The 18623-nt window shown below is 69.3% G+C and carries 18 protein-coding genes; 7 read left to right on the top strand and 11 right to left on the bottom strand.

Annotated features, from left to right (window positions below):
- Window positions 1-152 precede the first annotated feature (152 nt).
- From ACZ5R1_RS21990 to ACZ5R1_RS21955, 8 genes are all read right to left on the bottom strand, one after another.
- Window positions 153-1481, bottom strand: a complete 1329-nt coding sequence (locus tag ACZ5R1_RS21990; protein WP_464712685.1) for a sigma-54-dependent transcriptional regulator — start codon at window positions 1479-1481, stop codon at window positions 153-155.
- A 65-nt stretch (window positions 1482-1546) separates the two neighbouring features.
- A complete protein-coding gene (locus ACZ5R1_RS21985; protein ID WP_115946319.1) occupies window positions 1547-2920 on the bottom strand; it encodes a sensor histidine kinase in 1374 nt (457 codons plus the stop codon).
- Complete coding sequence (locus ACZ5R1_RS21980) at window positions 2917-3576, bottom strand: response regulator transcription factor (protein WP_027597373.1); 660 nt, start codon at window positions 3574-3576, stop codon at window positions 2917-2919. Before ACZ5R1_RS21980 ends, ACZ5R1_RS21985 begins: the two co-directional genes overlap by 4 nt.
- A gap of 10 nt (window positions 3577-3586) precedes the next feature.
- Window positions 3587-4234 (bottom strand): tetratricopeptide repeat protein, encoded by a 648-nt coding sequence (locus ACZ5R1_RS21975; protein WP_115946320.1) that lies wholly within the window; start codon window positions 4232-4234, stop codon window positions 3587-3589.
- On the bottom strand, window positions 4231-5040 hold the full coding sequence (locus ACZ5R1_RS21970; protein ID WP_115946321.1) for an SDR family oxidoreductase: 810 nt from the start codon (window positions 5038-5040) through the stop codon (window positions 4231-4233). Before ACZ5R1_RS21970 ends, ACZ5R1_RS21975 begins: the two co-directional genes overlap by 4 nt.
- A complete protein-coding gene (locus ACZ5R1_RS21965) occupies window positions 5027-5710 on the bottom strand; it encodes a TenA family transcriptional regulator (RefSeq protein ID WP_115946322.1) in 684 nt (227 codons plus the stop codon). The genes ACZ5R1_RS21970 and ACZ5R1_RS21965 overlap by 14 nt, the downstream gene beginning before the upstream one ends.
- Window positions 5707-7185, bottom strand: a complete 1479-nt coding sequence (locus ACZ5R1_RS21960) for an AMP-binding protein (protein WP_288404595.1) — start codon at window positions 7183-7185, stop codon at window positions 5707-5709. Before ACZ5R1_RS21960 ends, ACZ5R1_RS21965 begins: the two co-directional genes overlap by 4 nt.
- Window positions 7175-7849 (bottom strand): thermostable hemolysin, encoded by a 675-nt coding sequence (locus ACZ5R1_RS21955; protein WP_115946324.1) that lies wholly within the window; start codon window positions 7847-7849, stop codon window positions 7175-7177. Before ACZ5R1_RS21955 ends, ACZ5R1_RS21960 begins: the two co-directional genes overlap by 11 nt.
- Window positions 7850-7980: 131 nt before the next feature.
- Between ACZ5R1_RS21955 and ACZ5R1_RS21950 the strand changes: the two genes are divergently transcribed.
- A complete protein-coding gene (locus ACZ5R1_RS21950) occupies window positions 7981-8202 on the top strand; it encodes a hypothetical protein (RefSeq protein ID WP_115946325.1) in 222 nt (73 codons plus the stop codon).
- Here the strand turns inward: ACZ5R1_RS21950 and ACZ5R1_RS21945 are convergent.
- The 3 genes from ACZ5R1_RS21945 to phoB are packed head-to-tail and all read right to left on the bottom strand — an operon-like array spanning window position 8199 to window position 12027.
- Window positions 8199-9950 (bottom strand): sensor histidine kinase, encoded by a 1752-nt coding sequence (locus ACZ5R1_RS21945; RefSeq protein ID WP_115946326.1) that lies wholly within the window; start codon window positions 9948-9950, stop codon window positions 8199-8201. The two genes, ACZ5R1_RS21950 and ACZ5R1_RS21945, sit on opposite strands and share 4 nt — an antisense overlap.
- Before the next feature lie 55 nt (window positions 9951-10005).
- Window positions 10006-11319: a phosphate regulon sensor histidine kinase PhoR gene (gene phoR, locus ACZ5R1_RS21940; RefSeq protein WP_027597381.1), complete on the bottom strand. Its 1314-nt coding sequence runs from the start codon at window positions 11317-11319 to the stop codon at window positions 10006-10008.
- Window positions 11320-11337: 18 nt separating this feature from the next.
- Window positions 11338-12027 carry a phosphate regulon transcriptional regulator PhoB gene (phoB, locus tag ACZ5R1_RS21935; RefSeq protein ID WP_007159925.1) on the bottom strand — a complete coding sequence of 230 codons (690 nt, stop codon included), beginning with the start codon at window positions 12025-12027 and terminating at the stop codon, window positions 11338-11340.
- A 159-nt stretch (window positions 12028-12186) separates the two neighbouring features.
- On the opposite strand from phoB, the gene ACZ5R1_RS21930 reads away from it, so the two are divergent.
- The 6 genes from ACZ5R1_RS21930 to ACZ5R1_RS21905 all read left to right on the top strand — a co-directional run bounded on the left by ACZ5R1_RS21930 (window position 12187) and on the right by ACZ5R1_RS21905 (window position 18536).
- Complete coding sequence (locus ACZ5R1_RS21930; RefSeq protein ID WP_464712684.1) at window positions 12187-12981, top strand: IclR family transcriptional regulator; 795 nt, start codon at window positions 12187-12189, stop codon at window positions 12979-12981.
- The gene (locus ACZ5R1_RS21925) at window positions 12978-13931 is read left to right on the top strand and encodes a 2-dehydro-3-deoxygalactonokinase (RefSeq protein WP_115946327.1); all 954 of its coding nucleotides are present in this window, start codon (window positions 12978-12980) and stop codon (window positions 13929-13931) included. Before ACZ5R1_RS21930 ends, ACZ5R1_RS21925 begins: the two co-directional genes overlap by 4 nt.
- Window positions 13924-14544 (top strand): 2-dehydro-3-deoxy-6-phosphogalactonate aldolase, encoded by a 621-nt coding sequence (locus ACZ5R1_RS21920; protein ID WP_027597384.1) that lies wholly within the window; start codon window positions 13924-13926, stop codon window positions 14542-14544. Before ACZ5R1_RS21925 ends, ACZ5R1_RS21920 begins: the two co-directional genes overlap by 8 nt.
- 125 nt (window positions 14545-14669) lie before the next feature.
- Window positions 14670-15818 (top strand): galactonate dehydratase, encoded by a 1149-nt coding sequence (dgoD, locus tag ACZ5R1_RS21915; RefSeq protein WP_017642356.1) that lies wholly within the window; start codon window positions 14670-14672, stop codon window positions 15816-15818.
- A gap of 248 nt (window positions 15819-16066) precedes the next feature.
- Window positions 16067-17392 (top strand): MFS transporter, encoded by a 1326-nt coding sequence (locus ACZ5R1_RS21910; protein ID WP_288404577.1) that lies wholly within the window; start codon window positions 16067-16069, stop codon window positions 17390-17392.
- Window positions 17393-17483: 91 nt separating this feature from the next.
- Entirely contained in the window at window positions 17484-18536 is a 1053-nt protein-coding gene (locus tag ACZ5R1_RS21905) for an SMP-30/gluconolactonase/LRE family protein (protein WP_042134668.1), read from the top strand.
- Window positions 18537-18623 lie beyond the last annotated feature (87 nt).

Here is an 18623-nt window from a genome sequence, read left to right as displayed (position 1 = left end):
GTTGTTATTAGGGCGCTCGAGGCGTCGACAAGGGCTATAGCAGGGCGCGTGCCAGGTCGCGAAGCCGCGTCCTGAGTGGGTTTTGCAGTGGCGGATCGGCGAAAGATCGCCGAAAGGCGGTGAGCAATGAGCGGATTTCCGCCTATTGCCTTTCAATCCTCGTCGCGGAAGTCGGCCCGTACCAGGCCATGCCGCTGCATCTTCTCGTTGAGGGTGCGCCGTGGCAGTTGCAACTCGTCCATCACCGCCTTGATCTCGCCGCCGTGGCGGGCCAGGGCGGCGCGCAGGCACTGGGCCTCGAAGGCTTCCAGCTGATCGGCCAGGGAGTGGCCCGCGGCCGCGGTGGCGGGTGTACCCAGGCCGAGGGCCTCGCGCTCGGCGGCATTGGCCAGCTCACGGACATTCCCCGGCCAGCCGTGACCCAGCAGCTGGGCCAGGCGCGCCGCGCCGGGCGGGGTGACCGGCCGGCCCAGGCGGGCACCGGCCTCGGCGAGGAAGTGATCGAACAGCAGCGGGATGTCTTCACGCCGGGCGCGCAGCGGCGGCAGGTGCAGCTCGGCGACATTGAGGCGATAGGCCAGGTCTTCGCGAAAGCGCCCGGCGCGGGCTTCTTCCAGGAGATCCGGCTTGGTGGCGGCAACGATGCGCAGGTCCAGGGCGATGCTCTGGTTGGAGCCGAGGCGCTCCAGACGCTGCTCCTGCAGCACCCGCAAGAGCTTGACCTGCTGCGCCAGGGGCATGCTCTCGATCTCGTCGAGAAACAGGGTGCCGCCGTTGGCGTATTCCAGCTTGCCGATGCGCTTGCCCTGGGCGCCAGTGAAGGCACCGCTCTCGTGGCCGAACAATTCGCTCTCGAACAGCTGCTCGGGGATGGCCGCGCAGTTGAGGGCGACGAAGGCCTTGCCGGCGCGGGGACCGAAGTCGTGCAGGCAGCAGGCGACCAGTTCCTTGCCGCTGCCGGTCTCGCCGCGCAGGAGCACGTTGACCGGTGTCGGCGCCAGGTCGAGGATCTGCTGGCGCAGGCGGACGATGCCGGGCGAGACGCCGAGCAGGCGGCGGGCGAGCGCGCTCTGGTCGTCGACCCGGCGATGCAGCTGGCGGTTCTCCAGCACCAGCCGGCGCTTTTCCAGGGCGCGGCCGAGATCGCCGAGCAAGGCCTCGGGGCTGAAGGGTTTTTCCAGGAAGTCGTAGGCGCCCTGGCGCATGGCGCTGACCGCCAGGGCGACCTCGCCGTGGGCGGTGAGCAGGATCACCGGCAGGTCGGCATCCAGCGCCTGCAGCCGTTCCAGCAGGGCCAGGCCGTCCATGCCGGGCATGCGCACGTCGCTGACCACCACCCCGGCGAAATCCGGGGTCACTGCCGCCAGGCAGTCTTCGGCGCGGGCGAACAGCCGCACCTGATGCCCCGACAGCTCCAGCCACTGGCGCACCGCTTCGCGGATGCTGGCTTCGTCGTCGACCAGATAGACCTGAGCTTGCATGGGAGGCGTCCTCTCGCGGCCGGTGCGCCGCTACCTTGCCCGAAGGCCGGCGACGGGTCGAGTCCCTAGCCGGGTCCCGGCAGCACCGGCAGGCCGAGACGGGCACAGGCGCCGCCCTCCGGGCGGTTGCCCAGTTCGATGCGTCCACCCAGGTGCTGGGCGACGGTCTGGACGATGGACAGTCCCAGGCCGGCGCCGTTGGCCGCGCCGCTGCTGTAGAAGCGCTCGAACAGCCGCGGCTGGATCTCCTCCGCGATGCCGGGGCCCTGGTCGAGAATCTGGATCTCCGCCCAGTCGGCGGTGACCTCCAGGCGGATGCGGATCTCGCCGCCGGGAGGCGACACGTTGACCGCATTGGTCAGCAGATTCTGCAGGGCGATGCCCAGCATGGCGCTGTCGCCATGGACCTGCACCTGGCTGGCTTCGGCGTCGAGGCTGAGGTCCAGGCCCTTGTCGAGAATCCAGGGGCCCAGTTCTTCCAGGGTGGCGCTGAGGGCGGTGCGCAAATCGAAGCGCTGCTCGGCGCTCCAGCTCGGCCGGGGTTCCAGACGGGCGAGGATCAGCAGCTGGTTGACCACCCGGGTCAGCCGATCGGTGCCGCTGACGACGAATTTCAGCGCCTCGTCGCGGGCCGCCGCGGTCTGCGCGGACAGGGCGTTCTGCGCATGCAGGCGCAGCACCGCCAGCGGCGTGCGCAACTCGTGGGCGGCATCGGCGATGAAGCGGCGTTCGCGCTGCAGCAGTTGCTCGATCTGCAGCAGCAGCCGATTGAGCGCCGCCTGCATGGGTTCCAGTTCGCGCGGCAGGGGATCGAGCTGCAGCGGTTGCAGGGATTCCGGGTCGCGGTGGCGGATCAGCCCGGCCATGCGCCGCAGCGGTTTCAGGCCCCAGCCAATGGCCAGCCAGGCCAGCAGCGACAGCAGCACCAGGCCGATCAGATGCGGCGTGAGGGTGTGGCGCAGGATGCGGCGGACCAGATCGGCGCGCACCTCTTCGCGCTCGCCGACCCAGAGCATCAGGTCGTGCTCCGGGTCGGGCAGCAGGAAGCCATACCAGGCCTCGCCCTCCAGGGTCTGCTCGGTGAAGCCCGGGGTCGTCGGCATGCTGAAGATGGGCGCGCTGGGCGAGCGCATCAGGGGGATGCCGCGGGCGTTCCAGGCCTGGAAGGCCATCTTGGCCTCGTATCTGTGGCCATAGGGACTCTCCGTGGCTTCGGCCAGGGCCTGGGTGACGCTGGCATGCAGCGCCAGGCGGCCTTCGCCGCGGGGGGCGGCGCGCAGCATGCCCTGCAGGATGCGCGCGCTCTGCGCCAGCTGGGCATCGTAGATCTCGCCGATCTCGCGCTGGCTGTCGTGGACGTTGGTCAGGGCGATCAGCAGGGTGCCGATCAGCAGCAGCGAGAGCACCAGGCCGACGGTGCGGCGGCGGATGGAGGTCATGGACATTCGAGGCGGTAACCGATGCCCCTGACCGTGCGGATCAGGTCGGCGCGCAGCTTCTTGCGCAGGTTGTAGATGTGGACTTCCAGGGTGTTGCTTTCCACCCCCTCGTCCCAGCCGTAGAGCAGCCCCATGAGGCGGTCGCGACTGAAGATCTTGCCCGGATTGGCCAGCAGTTCGTGCAGCAGCTGGTATTCGCGCGGGGTGAGGTTGACCGGCTGGCCATCGAAGGTGACTCGGCGGGTGGCCGGATCCAGGGCGATGCCGCCGCCTTCGAGCTGGATCTGCGAGGGACCGTTGCGCCGCCGCAGCAGGGCGCGCAGGCGGGCCTTGAGTTCCTTGATATCGAAGGGCTTGACCAGGTAGTCGTCGGCGCCGGCGTCGAGGCCGGCGACTCGGTCCTCGGTGTCGTCGCGGGCGGTAAGGATCAGCACCGGCGTGGTCAGGCCGTTGGCGCGACTCTGGCGCAGCACCTGGATGCCGTCCAGGCGCGGCAGGCCGAGATCCAGCACCACCAGGTCGAAGCCCTCTTCGCGCAGGGCGTGGACGGCGCTTTCGCCGTCCTTGAGCCAGTCCAGGGTATAGCCCTCTTCCCGCAGACTGGTGCGGATGCCCTCGCCGAGGTCGGGATCGTCTTCGATCAGCAGCACGCGCATGGAGGCCTCGTCACTTCAGCTTCTGGTCGACGTCCTTGAGCAGCGCGGCGATCTCGCCCCGCCGTCCCTGGTCGGCCAGTTCGCGTCCGGGCCGCGGGGCGGCCTGCTGCGCCTTGAGCAGGGCGGCGCGGGCTTCGGCATAGCGCTTCTGGCGATACAGGTGGTCGCCCCAGAAGTATAGGGTATCGATACCGGTGGGGTTGAGGGCGAGGGCCTGCTGCAGCAGACGATCGGCTTCGCTGGCGTCACCAAAGGCGATCGGCCAGCCGGGGACCCGGTCGTAGAGGGCGGCGAGACTGGTGTAGGCGGAGCCCTGCAGCGCCGTGGGATCGAGCTTGAGCGCCTGTTCCAGGTCAGTGCGGGCTTCCTTGACCTTGCCCAGCGCCCCCAGCCCGCCCTGGGCGCCGGCCCAGCTGCTGAGCACGATGCCCTGCCAGATCAGCGCCGGCGCCGACTGGGGGGCGGCCTCGGTGAAGGCGCGCGCCTCGCCGGCCAGCTGTTCGAAGGCAGCGGGCTTTTCGGCGCTGGGCAGGCGGTACTGGATCTCGGCCCAGCGCTGCTGGATCTGGGCCAAACGCTGGCCATCGTCGGCCAGGGCAAAGGGGCTGGCGAGCAGCGCGGCGAGCAGCAGGCCGAGGGCCTTGCGCGGGGTCGTCATGGGTGTTTCTCCGGGGCGAAGGCGGGGTCGATGAAGCGGCGGATCACCGGCAGCTGGCGGCGCAGGGCGCGATCCACCAGGCCGGGCAGCAGGCCGTTGAGGCGGACGAAGAGCTTTTCCGGCCAGCCGAGATGGAGCTCCTGGCGATCCTCGACCAGGGCGCGGATTACCGCGCCGGCGACCACGACGGGGTCGTCCACCTGGCTCTTGAGCGCCTGGTTCACGGCCATGGCCGCCGGGCTGTTCATCGCCGTGCGGGTGGCGCGGGGCGCCACGTAGAGCACTCGGATGCGGGTATCGGCCAGCTCCCGGCGCAGGGCCTGGGTGAAGCCGCGCAGGGCGAACTTGCTGGCGCAATAGGGCGCATAGCCGGGATAGCCGATGGAGCCCAGGGTGGAGCCGACATGGGCGATCACCGCGCGCGGCTGGCGGCGCAGCAGGGGCAGCAGCAGGCGGGTCAGCTGGATGGCCGCGCCGATATTGATCGCCAGCAGGTTGTCGATGGCGTCGTCGTCGAGGGCTTCGAGCAGGGCGAAGCTGTTGCTGCCGGCGGCGTTGAGCAGCACGTTGACGCCCTGGCCGCGGCTGGCTTCGGCCAGCACCGCCTGGCGATCGGCCCGGCGGGTGAGGTCGGCATCGAGCAGGCGCAGCCGGCCGCCCAGGCGCTCGGCCAGGGACTGCAGGGCACTGGTATCACGGGCGACTGCCAGTACCTGGGCGCCACCGGCACAGAGCTGTTCCACCAGCGGCAGGCCGATGCCGCCGCTGGCGCCGGTCAGCAGGATGCGGCAGTCAGGCAGCTGCATGGCGCTGCTCCGGTTGCTGGCCGGCGCCGGGCAGGGCGCGGAACATTTCGGCATAGAGGCGGTAGACCACCTTGGACACGCGGATCACCGCGGCCTGGTCGGCCGGATCGTCCAGGCGATCCATCAGCTGGCGGTAGGTCGCCATGTGTTCCTGGTCGAGGCTGCCGTGGGAGTCCAGGTAGCTGAAGGCCGTGGCCGGCAGGCCCAGCTGGCCGCGGATGGCGCCGGCGGCCTGGGTGGCCAGGGCGATGCTGGTGCCCTCGAGCACATTGACCATGCCGAACAGGCCGACCGGATTGTCGCGGGCGATGAAGTCGTAGAGATAGGCCACCATCAGCTCGATGGGCAGTTCGGGGCGGCTGGCGCGCACGGCTTCGGCATCGCCCCCGCAGGCGGCGATGTCATTGAGGATCCACTGGTCGTGGCCGTATTCCTCCTCGATGTATTCGCAGACCGCGCCGCGCAGCCATTCCAGTCTCGCCGGCAGGCGGGCGCCGCAGGCCATCATCAGCGGTGCGGTGTGGCGGACGTGGTGATAGGCCTGGCCGAGAAAGGCGACATAGCTCTCCAGGGCGACGTTGCCGCTCAGGGCGGCGCGGATGATGGGCACCTCGAACAGCGCCTGGCGTTCTACGGCGGTTTCGGCTTGCAGGGTGGCGAAGAAACTCATGCTGGTATCTCCAGAAGGTGCGAGAGCAGGACCGCGTGATGCGCCTGGATGGCGTCGCGGCGAAGGCGTCCGGTCGCGGTGAGCAGGCCGTTGGCGGGGGTGAAGGGTTCGGCGAGGCGGTGCCAGGCGCCGATGCGGGCATAGTCGGGCAGGCGCTGGTTGAGGCGGGCGACCTGATCGGCGAGCACGCTGTCGGGCAGGTCCGGCTGCCGCGGCCAGAGCAGCGCCACCAGGTGCCGGGCACCTTCGCCCTGCACATAGGCCTGGGCGAGGGCGCCGCGCTGGGTGAGTTCGGCCTCGATCCAGCCCGGATCGACATTGCGTCCCGAAGCCAGGCTGAACTGGTGTTTCTTGCGGCCACGCAGGTGGAGATAACCGTCGGCATCGAATTCGCCGAGATCACCGGTGGCCACCTCGTCGGTGGTGCTCGCGGGTTCGCCCAGATAGCCGGCGAAATCGACGCCGCCGACCAGGATCTCGCCATCGGCGGCCAGGCGCAGGCGCACATGGGGCAGGGGCTGGCCGACGCTGCCCGGGCGGTTGGCCTCAGGGAGATTGAGGGTCACCACCGAGGCGCACTCCGACAGGCCATAGCCCTGGAACACCGGCAGGCCCAGGGCGCTGGCGCGGGTCAGCAGCGCCTCGCTCAGCGGTGCCCCGCCCACGGCGGCGAAGCGCAGCCCGTCCAGGCGCAGCAGCCCGCGTTCGCCCAGCTCCACGAGTCCCTGCAACAGCTGGGGCATGAGGATCAGACTGTGTGGCTGGCGCTCCTGCAGGCAGGCGGCCAGCTGGGCCCAGTCGATGCCGGCAGAGCCGCGGACACCCTGGTCCTCGGCCTTGAGCACCACCACCTCGGCACCGGCCAGCAGTGCGGCATAGACCCCGAGATTTTCCAGCAGAATGCCCAGCGACAGGAGCACCTGATGGCGTCGGGGCGCCAGGGCGCCGCTGGCGGCTTCCAGGCTGGCGGCCACCCGCAGCAGCTGTCCGGCCTTGAGGCAGACGCCCTTGGGGGTGCCGGTGGTGCCGGAGGTGTAAGTGAGCTTGGCAGTGCCCGCCGGCAACGCGGTGGCTGCCGCGGCCGGACGCTGCCAGCCGTGGGGCCCCTCGCTGAAGCCTGCCGCGGTCCATTCCGCGGCGCGCTCGGGATTGCCCAGCAACAGATCGGCGCCACAGTCCTGCAGGACATGGGCGCGCTGCGCGGGACTGAAGAAGTCCGGCAGGATCACGCAGGGCAGTCCGGCGCGCAGGGCGGCCAGGTCCCAGGCCAGCAGTTCGGGACCGTTGGGCAGGTCCAGCGCCAGGCGCCGGATCTCATGCTCGCGCAGCCAGGCGGCGCGGGCGGTGACCTCCTGCAGCAGCCGGGCATAGCTCCAGGTCTCGTGACTGCCGGTCAGCGCCGGCCGGTCGCCGTGCCAGGCGTGGCGCTCCAGGGTGGTGAAGAAGTCGACGACAGGGCAGGTTTCAAGCGACATGGCAGTCTTCCTCGCCAAGGGTGGTGAGGCCCAGGCGGGCGAAGATGCCGGCCTGCAGCAACTGTTGATAGCCCTGCTGGATGTCGCCGGCGCAGACCTGGGGATCGTTGGCGTAGTAGGAGCCCCAGCTCTCGCGTTCGGCGCCCAGGCAGGCCGGATCGGCCGTGCCCAGTACCTGCGGCGCCAGACCGAGGCGATGAAAGCTGTTGATCAGGCGAGTGGGGCCGGTAAAGGTCACCCAGCGCCGGCCACTGCGGGCCAGCAGCCAGGTGGTGACGACGATCAGCAGGCGCGCCTGGCCCGGGCCCAGCGCCGCCAGATTGCCGACCTCCACCACCTCCGCGCGATCGATCGGCCGGCCGAGCGCCGCCGCCACCTGGGTCTCCACCGGCTGAGGCAGATAGCGTTCGAGAAACAACGGCTGGTCCAGTGCGGAGCGGATCCCCACCGCCGCCTGCAGCACACCCTCGGCATCGCGCAGGGCGAGCAGCAGCGGCAGGAAGTGGCTGATGCGGGCGCCGTACTCCAGGGCGAAACGCGCGCCGATAAAGGCTTCGGTTGCCTGCCGGCCGGGTGCTTCGAGCGGCTCCAGGCGGGCCAGCAGCGAACCGCTGCGATCGGCCAGGGTAAAACCTTGCAGGGACTGCCAAGTCACGTCGAGCATCGCGACCTCTCCGGGTGAATACGAGGTGCAGTCTTGGCGGTCAAGCTGAAGGCAATCTGAAGCGCCGCTTCATCGCAGCTTCAGGTTGCCGGGCTAGGGTCGCGCTCTGTATCCCCCGGCGGAGCCCTGCCATGTCCGAAGAAGAGCCCCTTGCTGCCGCTCCCGAGGAGTCGGCCGACAGCCACTGGCCATTGGTCAGGATCCTCGCCGGCGTCCTCGCCAGCGCCCTGATCGGCGGCGTTGGCCTGCCGCTCCTGGATGCCACCCGTGGTCCCTGGGATGCGGCGACCCTGCTGGTGACCGGGCTGCTCGGCTGGGGCTTCGCCCTGCTGGTGACGCTCTGCGTGCGCTAGGCCGCTGACTCCGGCGCGGCCGGCAGCCGCAGGGCAAAGACTGCGCCCTCGGCGGCGTTGCGCGCGGCCAGGCTGCCGCCCTGGGCCTGGACGATGGCCGAGGACACCGCCAGGCCCAGTCCCAGGCCTTCGCCCACTGGCTTGGTGGTGAAGAAGGGATCGAACACCTGGTCCAGGTGCTCGGCGGCGATGCCGCCACCGTTGTCGGCCACCTCCAGCAACCAGCTGTCCCCCTCCCGCGCGAGGCTGACCCGGACCTGCGGCCGGGGTCGCTCCGCCACGGCGTCGAGGGCGTTGCGCAGCAGATTGACCAGTACCTGCTCCAGGCGGATGGGATCGCCCAGCAACCAGGCCGGGCGCGGCAACTCCAGGATCAGCTCCACGGCCAGCTCGGCACGGCGGGCCTCCAGCAACTCCAGCGCCTGATCCACCACCCGCGCCAGATCGACCCGCTCGCGCAGGCCGGCGGGGGTCTTGCGCGCATAGGTCTTGAGGTGGGCGGTGAGACCGCTCATGCGGGTCAGCAGGCCATCGAGACGTTCCAGGGCGGCGCGGGCCTCGTCCAGCCGACCGTGATCCAGCAGCAGGCGCAGACTCGCCAGGTGCATGCGTTGGGCGGTGAGCGGCTGGTTGAGTTCGTGCACCAGGGCCGCCGACATCTGCCCTAGGGCGGCCAGCTTGGCGGCCTGCACCAGGCCGTCCTGGGCGGTGCGCAATTCGGCGGTGCGGGCCTCCACCAGCTGCTCCAGCTCCAGGCGGCTGCGCTGGCGCAGGCGTTGCAGCCGGCGCCGTTGCGCCCAGAGGAGACCGGCGCAGACCAGCAGCAGCCAGACGCAGACGGCGGCCAGGGCCGCACCCGGGCCGCCACCCTGCAGGTCGCGGGTGGGCCGGAGCAGGTGCAGGGTCCAGCCTTCGCTGGGCAGCGGCAGGCTGTCCCAGAGGTAGTCGGCGCTGCCTTCGGGGGCCTGGATGTGGGCCACCTGGCGCTGCTCGCCGAGCACCCGTTCCTGGCGATAGGGCAGGGGCTGCAGGGTGCGCCGGTCGTACTGGCGGGTGGTGGCCAGTTCCGCGCGATCGGCCGGGGTCAGCTCGCGCAGCAGGCGATAGCGCCAGGCCGGGCGATTGGCGGCAAAGACCACGCCGCGGGCATCGCTGACCAGCAGTACCTCGGGGTGCTCGCCCCAGCGCGCCTCGATGGCGGGGAATTCCAGCTTGACCACCACCGCGCCGAGAAAGCGCCCCTGGGCGTCCAGCACGGCGTGGGAGAGGAAATAGCCGGGGATGCCGGTGGTGACCCCCACGGCATAGAAGCGGCCGCTGCCGCCGGCGAGGGTCTCGCGGAAATAGGGTCGGAAGCCATAGTTGTGGCCGACATAGCTGGTTGGCAGCCGCCAGTTGCTGGCGCCGATGGCCAGCCCCGTGCGATCCAGCAGTTCCAGGGTCGAGGACTGGGCGGCCGTGTTCAGGCGCTCCAGCTTGAGATTGAGGCGCTCGGTGGCGGCGGCGTCGGGCGGGGTGGTGAGGGCGGCGATCAGCTCGGGGTCCTGGGCCAGCACCGCCGGCAGGGCGCGAAAGCGGTCGATCAGGGTCTGCAGGCCGCTGGCGTGGAGGCGCAACTGCTCCTGGCCGAGCAGGCTGGCCTCGGCCAGGCTCGCCTGCTCGGCGCGGTGCCAGGCCTGGCTGCCCAGCAACAGACAGCCGATCAGGGCGAGCAACAGGACCGGCAGCAGGCGCAGGGCTGGGGGCATGGCAGGAGACCGTGGCAGGGATGGCCGGACGATAGCACGGCGGGGAGGGGACGGCTCAGGCCGAGGCGGCGGTGCGCTGGGCGATCTGTTCGGGCTGGAAATCGCAGGTGAAGCAGCTGCCCTCGCCAGGCACGCTGTGGATGTCCAGGCCGCCGCGATGACGGATCAGCACGTGCTTGACGATGGCCAGGCCCAGGCCGGTGCCGCCGGTGCTGGAGGCGCGGCTGGCGTCGAGGCGATAGAAGCGTTCGGTCAGGCGCGGCAGGTGGCGGGCGTCGATACCGGGACCATTGTCCTGCACTGCGACATGGGCGCCTGCGGCGTCCTGCCAGGCACGCACCCGCACCTCGCCGCCTTCGGGGCTGTACTTGACCGCGTTGAACACCAGGTTGGAAAAGCAGCTGCGCAATTCGGTCTCGCTGCCCAGCAGGGCCAGACCCGGCTCGCATTCCAGGCTCAGGCGATGGCCGACGGCGCCGGACAGGGCGCGACCGTCCTGCAGGATGGAGGCGAGCAGCGGCTCCAGGGCCACCGGGCGGTTGTCGGCGGGATAGTCGGTGGCTTCCAGGCGCGCCAGCAGCAGCAGGTCGTCGATGGTGTGCTGCATGCGTCCGGCCTGCTGCTGCATCTGCCCCAGCGCCCGCCGCCAGCGTGGAGTGGCGTGGTCGGCGTTGTCCAGCAGGGTCTCCAGGTAGCCGGTGATCACCGTCAGCGGGGTACGCAATTCGTGGGAGACGTTGGCGACGAAATCCTTGCGCATCTGTTCCAGCTGATGGACGCGGGTCACGTCGCGCACCAGCAGCAGCCGGTCGCCTTCGCCGAAGCGGGTGACCAGGATGTGCAGGTACTGGTCGTCGTTGAGTGGGGAGGCCAGTTCCAGCGGCTCGCCATAGTCGCCGCCGAGAAAATAGTCGGAAAAGCGCGGATGGCGCACCAGGTTGGTGATGGGCTGACCGAGGTCCTGGGGCTGGCGCAGGCCCAGCAGGGTTTCCGCGGCGCGGTTCCACCATTCCAGGTTGCCATGGCGATCCACCAGGATGATGGCGTCGCGCAGGGCCTCGGTGGAGGCCTGGGCGCGACCGATCACGGCGAGCAATTCCTCGCGCTGGCGCTGTTCGTGGCGCTGGCGCCGATAGAGCCGGTCGAACACCTCGCCCCACAGGCCCTCGGCTTCCGGCGGCGCGCCCGGGGCCTCGCTCAGCAGCCAGGCCTGCAGGCGCAACAGGTGCCTCAGGGTGACCGCCAGATAGACCGCCAGTCCCAGGGCCACCGCCAGGCCGACATGGCCGAAGGGCCAGCCGGCCAGGGCGCAGCCGGCGACCACGGTCGACAGCTGGGTGGCCAGGCGGGAGCGCCAGTTGATGTTCACGGCGGCGGTGATCCCGCGTCAGAGTTTGGTGGAAAAGCGATACCCGGTGCCGCGCACCGTCTGTACCAGGTTCTCGTAGGTCTCGCCGAGGGCCTTGCGCAGGCGGCGGATGTGCACGTCCACGGTACGTTCCTCGACATAGACGTTGCCACCCCAGACCTGATCCAGCAGCTGGCCGCGGGTATAGGCACGCTCCTGGTGGGTCATGAAGAACTGCAGCAGACGGTATTCGGTGGGGCCCATCTCGGCGGGCGCGCCGTCGATGGTCACCCGGTGGCTGATCGGATCGAGGATCAGGCCGTTGACCTCCAGCGGACCGTCGTTCTCCAGGTGCCCGGTGCGGCGCAGCACGGCCTTCAGGCGCGCCACCAGCTCGCGGGGCGAGAAGGGCTTGGTGATGTAGTCGTCCGCACCGGTCTCCAGGCCTTGGACCTTGTTGTCCTCGTCACCCTTGGCCGTGAGCATGATGATGGGGATGGCATCGGTCAGCTCGTCGCGCTTGAGGCGGCGGGCCAGTTCCAGGCCGGAGGTGCCGGGCAGCATCCAGTCGAGCAGGATGAGATCGGGCTTGCGATCGACGATCAGGGCGTGGGCGTCCTTGCTGTTGTCCGCCTCCAGGCATTCATAGCCCGCCATTTCCAGGGCCACGGCGATCATCTCGCGAATGGGCGCCTCATCGTCGACGATCAGGATGGATTTACCCGTCATGGAGCGCTCTGCCTCTCGAGTCCTTGCAATGTGCCGTGCATTAGATAGCGCCAATATTGCAGCTATGTGACAAGGCTGTCATATCTAACTTCTATCCCAACATATGGGATGACGTATCACATATTGAGATTTGTCGAAGAGGCTTCTAGAGTGAAGGCCATGAATGACAACAATTCCAACAAGGGCGAAGCGCCCAGCGGGGCCCAGGCCCTGTTCCGCGGCCTGGCCGTGCTCGAAGCCGTGGCCGCCGGAGCCGACAGCCTGGCGCAGGTTGGCGCCGCCATCGGCTGCACCCGCAGCACCACCCATCGCCTGGTCGCCGCCCTGACTCAGGCCGGCTACCTGCGCAGCGATGGCGGGCGGCTGATCCTCGGCAGCCATCTCATCGCCCTCGGCTACCAGGCCCGCGAGCAGCTGCCGCTGACCGGTGTGGCCCGGCCCCATCTGCAACGCCTGGCCCAGCACTGTGGCGACACCGTGCACCTCGGCGTGCGCGAGGGCGGCGATGTCCTCTATCTCGACAAGCTGCCCGGCAGCCGTGGCCTGGAGATGAGATCCCGGGTCGGGCTGCGCATGCCGTTGGCGCTGACCGGGGTCGGCAAGGCGCTGATGCTGGATCTCGCCGAGGGCGAGTGGGAAGCCCACTATGGCGAAGGCGTGGCCCGGCGCACCGGCCAGCCCGGGCTGCGCGAGGATTTCCTGCCCTGGGCGGACTACCGTGCGCGGCTGCGGCGCCACGCCGCCGAGGGCTATGCCCTGGATCTGGAAGAAAACGAACTGGGCATCCGCTGCGTGGCCGCGCCCATCCGCGGCGCCGACGGCGCCATCGTCGCGGCCCTCAGCGTGGCCAGTGCCATCCCCTACATGCCCGAGGCGCGGCTGCACGAGTTGCAGCCCGAGGTCACTGCCTGCGCCCGGGCCATTTCCCGCGAACTCGGCTGGAGCCCTGCATGATCGCCACCCCGCACCTCATCGGCCTCGACTGGGGCACCTCGTCCCTGCGGGCTCAGCTGTTCGACGCCCAGGGCGCCGTGCTGGAAACCCGCAGCCGGCCCTGGGGCATCATGCATGTGCCCGACGGCGACTTCGCCGCGGCCTATCGCGCTCTGGTGGGCGACTGGCGCGAGGCCCAGCCGGACCTGCCCGCCATCGCCTGCGGCATGGTCGGTAGTCGCGGCGGCTGGCGTGAGGTGCCCTATGCCGACTGCCCGGCCGACGTCCACAGCCTGGCCGCCGGCCTGCTGCGCCTGGACACGGGCTGCGGCGACCTCCATCTGGTTCCCGGAGTGATGCAGCGCGGCGCCTTGCCCAACGTCCTGCGTGGCGAGGAAACCCAGGTGTTCGGCGCCCTCGAACTGGAGCCGGACCTGGCCGCCGAAGCCCTGCTGGTCCTGCCCGGCACCCACAGCAAGTGGGTGCGGGTGCGCGACGATCGTCTCACCGACTTCGCCACCTACATGACCGGCGAGTTGTTCGCCGTGCTGCGCGAGTGTTCCATCCTGGGTCGCCCAGCCGCCGAGGCCGGTCCCGAGGCCAGTGCCGAGGCTTTCCGCCTGGGTCTCACCACCGCCCGCGACGCCGGCGCCGAGGGCCTGTTCGGCCGCCTCTTCACCGCCCGCAGCCGGGTCCTGGCCGGCGAAATGGGCGCGGCGCACAGCCTCGACTACCTCTCCGGCCTGCTGATCGGCGAAGAGCTGCGCAGCCAGGTCGCCGCCCTCGCGGGCGCCACCTGTCCACCCCTGGTGCTGATCGGCGACGCGGCGCTCTGCCAGCGCTATCGCGACGCCCTGGCGCTATTCGACATCCACCAGGTCCGCCTGCTGGAGCAGGCCACCCGGGCCGGGCTCTGGCGCCTGGCCCAGGCCGCCGGCCTGCTCCCCACCTCTGGAGGCTCCCATGCTTGATACCTATCTCAAGGACCTGCCGCTGATCGCCATCCTGCGCGGCGTCACCCCGGACGAAATCGTCGCTGTCGGCCGCGCCCTGCATGACGCCGGCTTTCGCGTCATCGAGATCCCGCTCAATTCGCCGCAGCCCTACGAGAGCATCCGCCGGCTCACCGCCGAGCTGGGCGAGAGCTGCCTGATCGGCGCCGGCACGGTGCTCACCGAAGCCCAGGTGGCCGAGGTGGACGCTGCCGGCGGCCGGCTGATCGTCTCGCCCAACGCCAACCTGGCGGTGATCCGCGCCAGCAAGGCCGCCGGCCTGGTCAGCGCCCCGGGCGTGGCCACGCCCTCGGAGGGCTTCGCCGCCCTCGACGCCGGTGCCGACAGCCTCAAGCTGTTTCCCGCGGAGCAACTCGGCCCGGCGGTGGTCAAGGCCTGGCGCGCGGTCTTTCCCAAGGAGCTGGCGCTGCTGCCGGTGGGCGGCATCACCCCGGACAACATGGGCCCCTACGTGGCCGCCGGTGCCAACGGCTTCGGCCTCGGCTCGGCGCTGTACAAGCCGGGCCTGAGCGCGGCGCAGGTGAGCGCCAATGCCCAGGCCTTCGCGGCGGGGTGGCGCGCTCTTTCCTGATCTGATCGCGGTCATGGCGGTTCGCCGTCGCGACCGCTCCTACAGGGGCATCCGTAGGAGCGGTCCATGACCGCGATTTGCCCAATCCCCTCGATTCCAATAATTACCGTCGAGATTCCCACACCATGAAGATCACCAAACTCACCACCTATGTCGTCCCGCCGCGCTGGTGCTTTCTCAAGATCGAGACCGACGAGGGCATCCACGGCTGGGGCGAACCCGTGCTGGAAGGCCGCGCCCACAGCGTGGCGGCGGCGGTCGAGGAACTGGCCGACTACCTGATCGGCAAGGACCCGCGCAACATTGAAGACCACTGGACGGTGCTCTACCGCGGCGGCTTCTATCGGGGCGGCGGCATCCACATGAGTGCCCTGGCCGGCATCGACCAGGCGCTGTGGGACATCAAGGGCAAAGCCCTGGGCGTGCCGGTGCACGAACTGCTCGGCGGCCAGGTGCGCGACAGCATCCGCGTCTATTCCTGGATCGGCGGCGATCGCCCGGCGGAGACCGCGGCCCAGGCCCTGGAGCGCCAGGCCAAGGGCTTCACCGCCATCAAGATGAACGCCAGCGAAGAGATGCAGTTCGTCGACACCTACGACAAGGTCGACCAGGTGATCGCCAACGTCGCCGCCATCCGCGACGCCTGCGGTCCGCACTTCGGCATCGGCGTGGACTTCCATGGCCGGGTGCACAAGCCCATGGCCAAGGTGCTGGTGAAGGAGCTGGAGCAGTTCCGCCTGATGTTCATCGAGGAGCCGGTGCTCAGCGAGCACCACGAGGCGCTCAAGGAGATCGCCCTGATGAGCAACACGCCCATCGCCCTGGGCGAGCGGCTTTACTCGCGCTGGGACTTCAAGCGCATCCTCCAGGAAGGCTACGTCGACATCCTGCAGCCCGATCCCTCCCATGCCGGCGGCATCACCGAGACGCGCAAGATCGCCAACATGGCCGAGGCCTACGACGTCGCCATCGCCCTGCATTGCCCGCTCGGTCCCATCGCCCTGGCGGTCAACCTGCAGCTGGACGCCAACTGCTACAACGCCTTCATCCAGGAGCAGAGCCTGGGCATCCACTACAACCAGGGCAACGACCTGCTCGACTACATCAAGAATCCCGAGGTGTTCGACTACGCCGATGGCCACGTGAAGATTCCCCAGGGGCCGGGGCTGGGCGTCGAGGTCAACGAGGAATTCGTCAAGGAACAAGCCGCCATTGGCCATCGCTGGCGCAATCCGATCTGGCGGCACAAGGACGGCAGTTTCGCCGAGTGGTGAGAGACGCCCTCACCCCAACCCTCTCCCGAGGGGAGAGGGGGCAAGAGCAGGAGCGCGGAGTTTCGCTCTCGTTCGGACCGTCCCCTCTCCCTCTGGGAGAGGGCCAGGGTGAGGGAAAGCCGGACCACCGCCGCTGACCCCTCACCCCAACCCTCTCCCAAGGAGAGAGCTAGGGTGAGGGCCGCCCCAGCAGCCTGACCCCAGACATCGACAACGCTCGCCACAACGTCAATTACAGGACCCGAGCCATGCCCACTTCCACCCACGCCTCCCCGGCGGCGGCCGCGGCCGCGCCGACCCTGGCCAAGCCCAGTCGGGCCCGCTTCTTCATCATGATGCTGCTGTTCGTCACCGTGGTGATCAACTACCTCGACCGCAGCAACCTCTCCATCGCCGCGCCCCACCTGGCCCAGGACCTGGGCATCGAGCCGGTGCACATGGGGCTGATCCTCTCGGCCTTCGGCTGGACCTATGCCGCCATGCAGATCCCCGGTGGCTGGCTGGTGGACAAGGTCGCCCCGCGCATCCTCTATCCGGTGGCCATCGCGCTCTGGTCGCTGGCCACCATCGGCCTGGGCTTCGTCGGCAGCTTCATCGGCCTGATCATCCTGCGCCTCGCCGTGGGGGCCCTTGAGGCGCCGGCCTATCCGATCAACAACCGGGTGGTCACCACCTGGTTTCCCGAGCGCGAGCGGGCCACCGCCATCGGCTTCTACACCTCCGGCCAGTTCGTCGGCCTGGCCTTTCTCACCCCGGTGCTGATCTACCTGCAGCAGACCTTCGGCTGGCATATGGTCTTTGTCGTCACTGGTGGCGTCGGCATCCTCTGGGCGGCCATCTGGTACCTGGTCTATCGCGAACCCAAGGACTTCCGCGGTGCCAATGCCGCCGAGGTCGCGCTGATCCAGGAGGGCGGTGGCCTGGTCGACCTGGAGCAGAAGAACCGCAGCCGCGCCGCCTTCCAGTGGCGTGACCTCTGGAGCGTGCTCAACAAGCGCAAGCTCTGGGGCATCTACATCGGCCAGTTCTGCCTCAATTCCACCCTCTGGTTCTTCCTGACCTGGTTCCCCACCTACCTGGTGAAATACCGCGGCATGGACTTCATCAAGGCCGGCTTCCTCGCCTCGCTGCCGTTCCTGGCCGCCTTTCTCGGCGTGATCTGCTCGGGGCTGCTGTCGGACTGGCTGATCCGTCGCGGCGCCTCCGTGGGCCTGGCGCGCAAGCTGCCGATCATCGGCGGCCTCCTGATCTCCACCAGCATCGTCGGCGCCAACTTCGTCGACTCGCCCGCGCTGATCATCGCCTGCCTGGCACTGGCCTTCTTTGGCAACGGCCTGGCCTCCATCACCTGGTCGATGGTCTCGGCCATGGCGCCGGAGCGGCTGATCGGCCTCACCGGCGGGATGTTCAACTTCATCGGCAACCTCTCGGCCATCTGCGTGCCCATCGTCATCGGCTTCCTGGTCAAGGACGGCAGCTTCGCTCCGGCCATCGCCTTCATCGGCGTGACCGCACTGATCGGCGCCCTCTGCTACGGCCTGGTGGTGGGCAAGGTGGAACGTCTGCCCGAATAAGGGCGACTAAAGGAGCGCCTTCCGCTCTGGTTGCGGAGGCGCTCTGCCACCGGCCGTGCCGGACCCATAACGACAACAAAGGAGTCTCCCCATGCCACTCGCCCGTCGCACCTTTCTTGGCGTGTCCCTGGCCGCCTCGGCCGGTCTGGTCGCCAGCCGCGCCCTGGCCGACGACAAGTTCGGTCTCACCCGCAACTGGGAGGGCAAGCCGCCCATCGTCATGCCCGATCCCGCCTGGGAGATCCACGATGCGGCCTTCAAGGGCCGCCTGGGCAATGCCTTCGTGGAACGGCTGTGGTCCGGCGGTCTCTGGACCGAAGGCCCGGTGTGGATGGCCGACTGGCGCTGCCTGCTGTTCAGCGACATCCCCAATGCCCGGGTGATGCGCTGGAGCGCCGACGACGGCCATGTCAGCGTCTATGACGACCAGTCCCACAACGCCAACGGCCACACCCGCGATCGCGAGGGTCGGCTGATCAGCTGCGAGCACGACAGCCGCCGCGTGACCCGCCGCGAGTTGAATGGCAGCGTCACGGTGCTGCTCGACCGCTTCGACGGCAAGCCGCTGAACGCCCCCAACGACGTGGTGGTCGGCGCTGACGGCGCCATCTGGTTCACCGATCCGGGCTACGGCATCCTCGGCGCCTACGAGGGCCACAAGGCCGAATTCGAGCTGCCCACCAACGTCTATCGCATCGATCCCCAGGGCAAGGCCACGGTGGCGGTGGGTGACTTCGGCCGCCCCAATGGCCTGGCTTTCGCGCCCGACGGCAAGCGCCTCTACATCAGCGACACCGCTGGCGGCGGCAATCCCGGCAAGCCCAATCACCTCAGGGCGTTCACCGTGAAGGACGACGGCACCCTCGGCGGTGGCGAGGTGCTGATCGACGCCAAGGAGCAGGGCGTGATCGACGGCTTCCGCGTCGACAGCGACGGCAACCTCTGGTGCAGCTGGGCCGGCTCGGCCGAGCAGAACAGCGTGCGGGTCTTCACGCCAGGCGGCCAGCCACTGGCCACCCTGCACCTGCCGGAAACCGTCTCCAACGTCGAATTCGGCGGCCTCAAGGGCAATCGCCTGTTCATCACCGGCGGTGGTTCGCTCTATGCCACCTATGTGAACGCCCAGCCCGCGCGGCTCTGGTAGGGGCTTCTCATCAGCCGAACCAAGGGTCGTTGGACAGGTCTGTAACAAACGGATACGGAACGACCCGCGACAACAAGATCGCCCACA

Source organism: Pseudomonas sp. Pso3 (assembly GCF_055393275.1).
Note: the sequence above shows the minus strand (reverse complement) of the source record. Positions and strands in the feature narration are given on the sequence as shown.

What these genes read in the sequence shown, in the direction of transcription:
- ACZ5R1_RS21925 (WP_115946327.1), top strand. Translation starts at nt 12,978, where the DNA reads ATGATCGCCACCCCGCACCTCATCGGCCTCGACTGGGGCACCTCGTCC.
- ACZ5R1_RS21930 (WP_464712684.1), top strand. Translation starts at nt 12,187, where the DNA reads ATGAATGACAACAATTCCAACAAGGGCGAAGCGCCCAGCGGGGCCCAG.
- ACZ5R1_RS21905 (WP_042134668.1), top strand. Translation starts at nt 17,484, where the DNA reads ATGCCACTCGCCCGTCGCACCTTTCTTGGCGTGTCCCTGGCCGCCTCG.
- ACZ5R1_RS21990 (WP_464712685.1), bottom strand. Translation starts at nt 1,481, where the DNA reads ATGCAAGCTCAGGTCTATCTGGTCGACGACGAAGCCAGCATCCGCGAA.
- ACZ5R1_RS21970 (WP_115946321.1), bottom strand. Translation starts at nt 5,040, where the DNA reads ATGCAGCTGCCTGACTGCCGCATCCTGCTGACCGGCGCCAGCGGCGGC.
- ACZ5R1_RS21945 (WP_115946326.1), bottom strand. Translation starts at nt 9,950, where the DNA reads ATGCCCCCAGCCCTGCGCCTGCTGCCGGTCCTGTTGCTCGCCCTGATC.
- ACZ5R1_RS21910 (WP_288404577.1), top strand. Translation starts at nt 16,067, where the DNA reads ATGCCCACTTCCACCCACGCCTCCCCGGCGGCGGCCGCGGCCGCGCCG.
- ACZ5R1_RS21985 (WP_115946319.1), bottom strand. Translation starts at nt 2,920, where the DNA reads ATGACCTCCATCCGCCGCCGCACCGTCGGCCTGGTGCTCTCGCTGCTG.
- ACZ5R1_RS21965 (WP_115946322.1), bottom strand. Translation starts at nt 5,710, where the DNA reads ATGAGTTTCTTCGCCACCCTGCAAGCCGAAACCGCCGTAGAACGCCAG.
- dgoD (WP_017642356.1), top strand. Translation starts at nt 14,670, where the DNA reads ATGAAGATCACCAAACTCACCACCTATGTCGTCCCGCCGCGCTGGTGC.
- ACZ5R1_RS21920 (WP_027597384.1), top strand. Translation starts at nt 13,924, where the DNA reads ATGCTTGATACCTATCTCAAGGACCTGCCGCTGATCGCCATCCTGCGC.
- ACZ5R1_RS21975 (WP_115946320.1), bottom strand. Translation starts at nt 4,234, where the DNA reads ATGACGACCCCGCGCAAGGCCCTCGGCCTGCTGCTCGCCGCGCTGCTC.
- ACZ5R1_RS21950 (WP_115946325.1), top strand. Translation starts at nt 7,981, where the DNA reads ATGTCCGAAGAAGAGCCCCTTGCTGCCGCTCCCGAGGAGTCGGCCGAC.
- ACZ5R1_RS21980 (WP_027597373.1), bottom strand. Translation starts at nt 3,576, where the DNA reads ATGCGCGTGCTGCTGATCGAAGACGATCCCGACCTCGGCGAGGGCATC.
- phoB (WP_007159925.1), bottom strand. Translation starts at nt 12,027, where the DNA reads ATGACGGGTAAATCCATCCTGATCGTCGACGATGAGGCGCCCATTCGC.
- ACZ5R1_RS21960 (WP_288404595.1), bottom strand. Translation starts at nt 7,185, where the DNA reads ATGTCGCTTGAAACCTGCCCTGTCGTCGACTTCTTCACCACCCTGGAG.
- ACZ5R1_RS21955 (WP_115946324.1), bottom strand. Translation starts at nt 7,849, where the DNA reads ATGCTCGACGTGACTTGGCAGTCCCTGCAAGGTTTTACCCTGGCCGAT.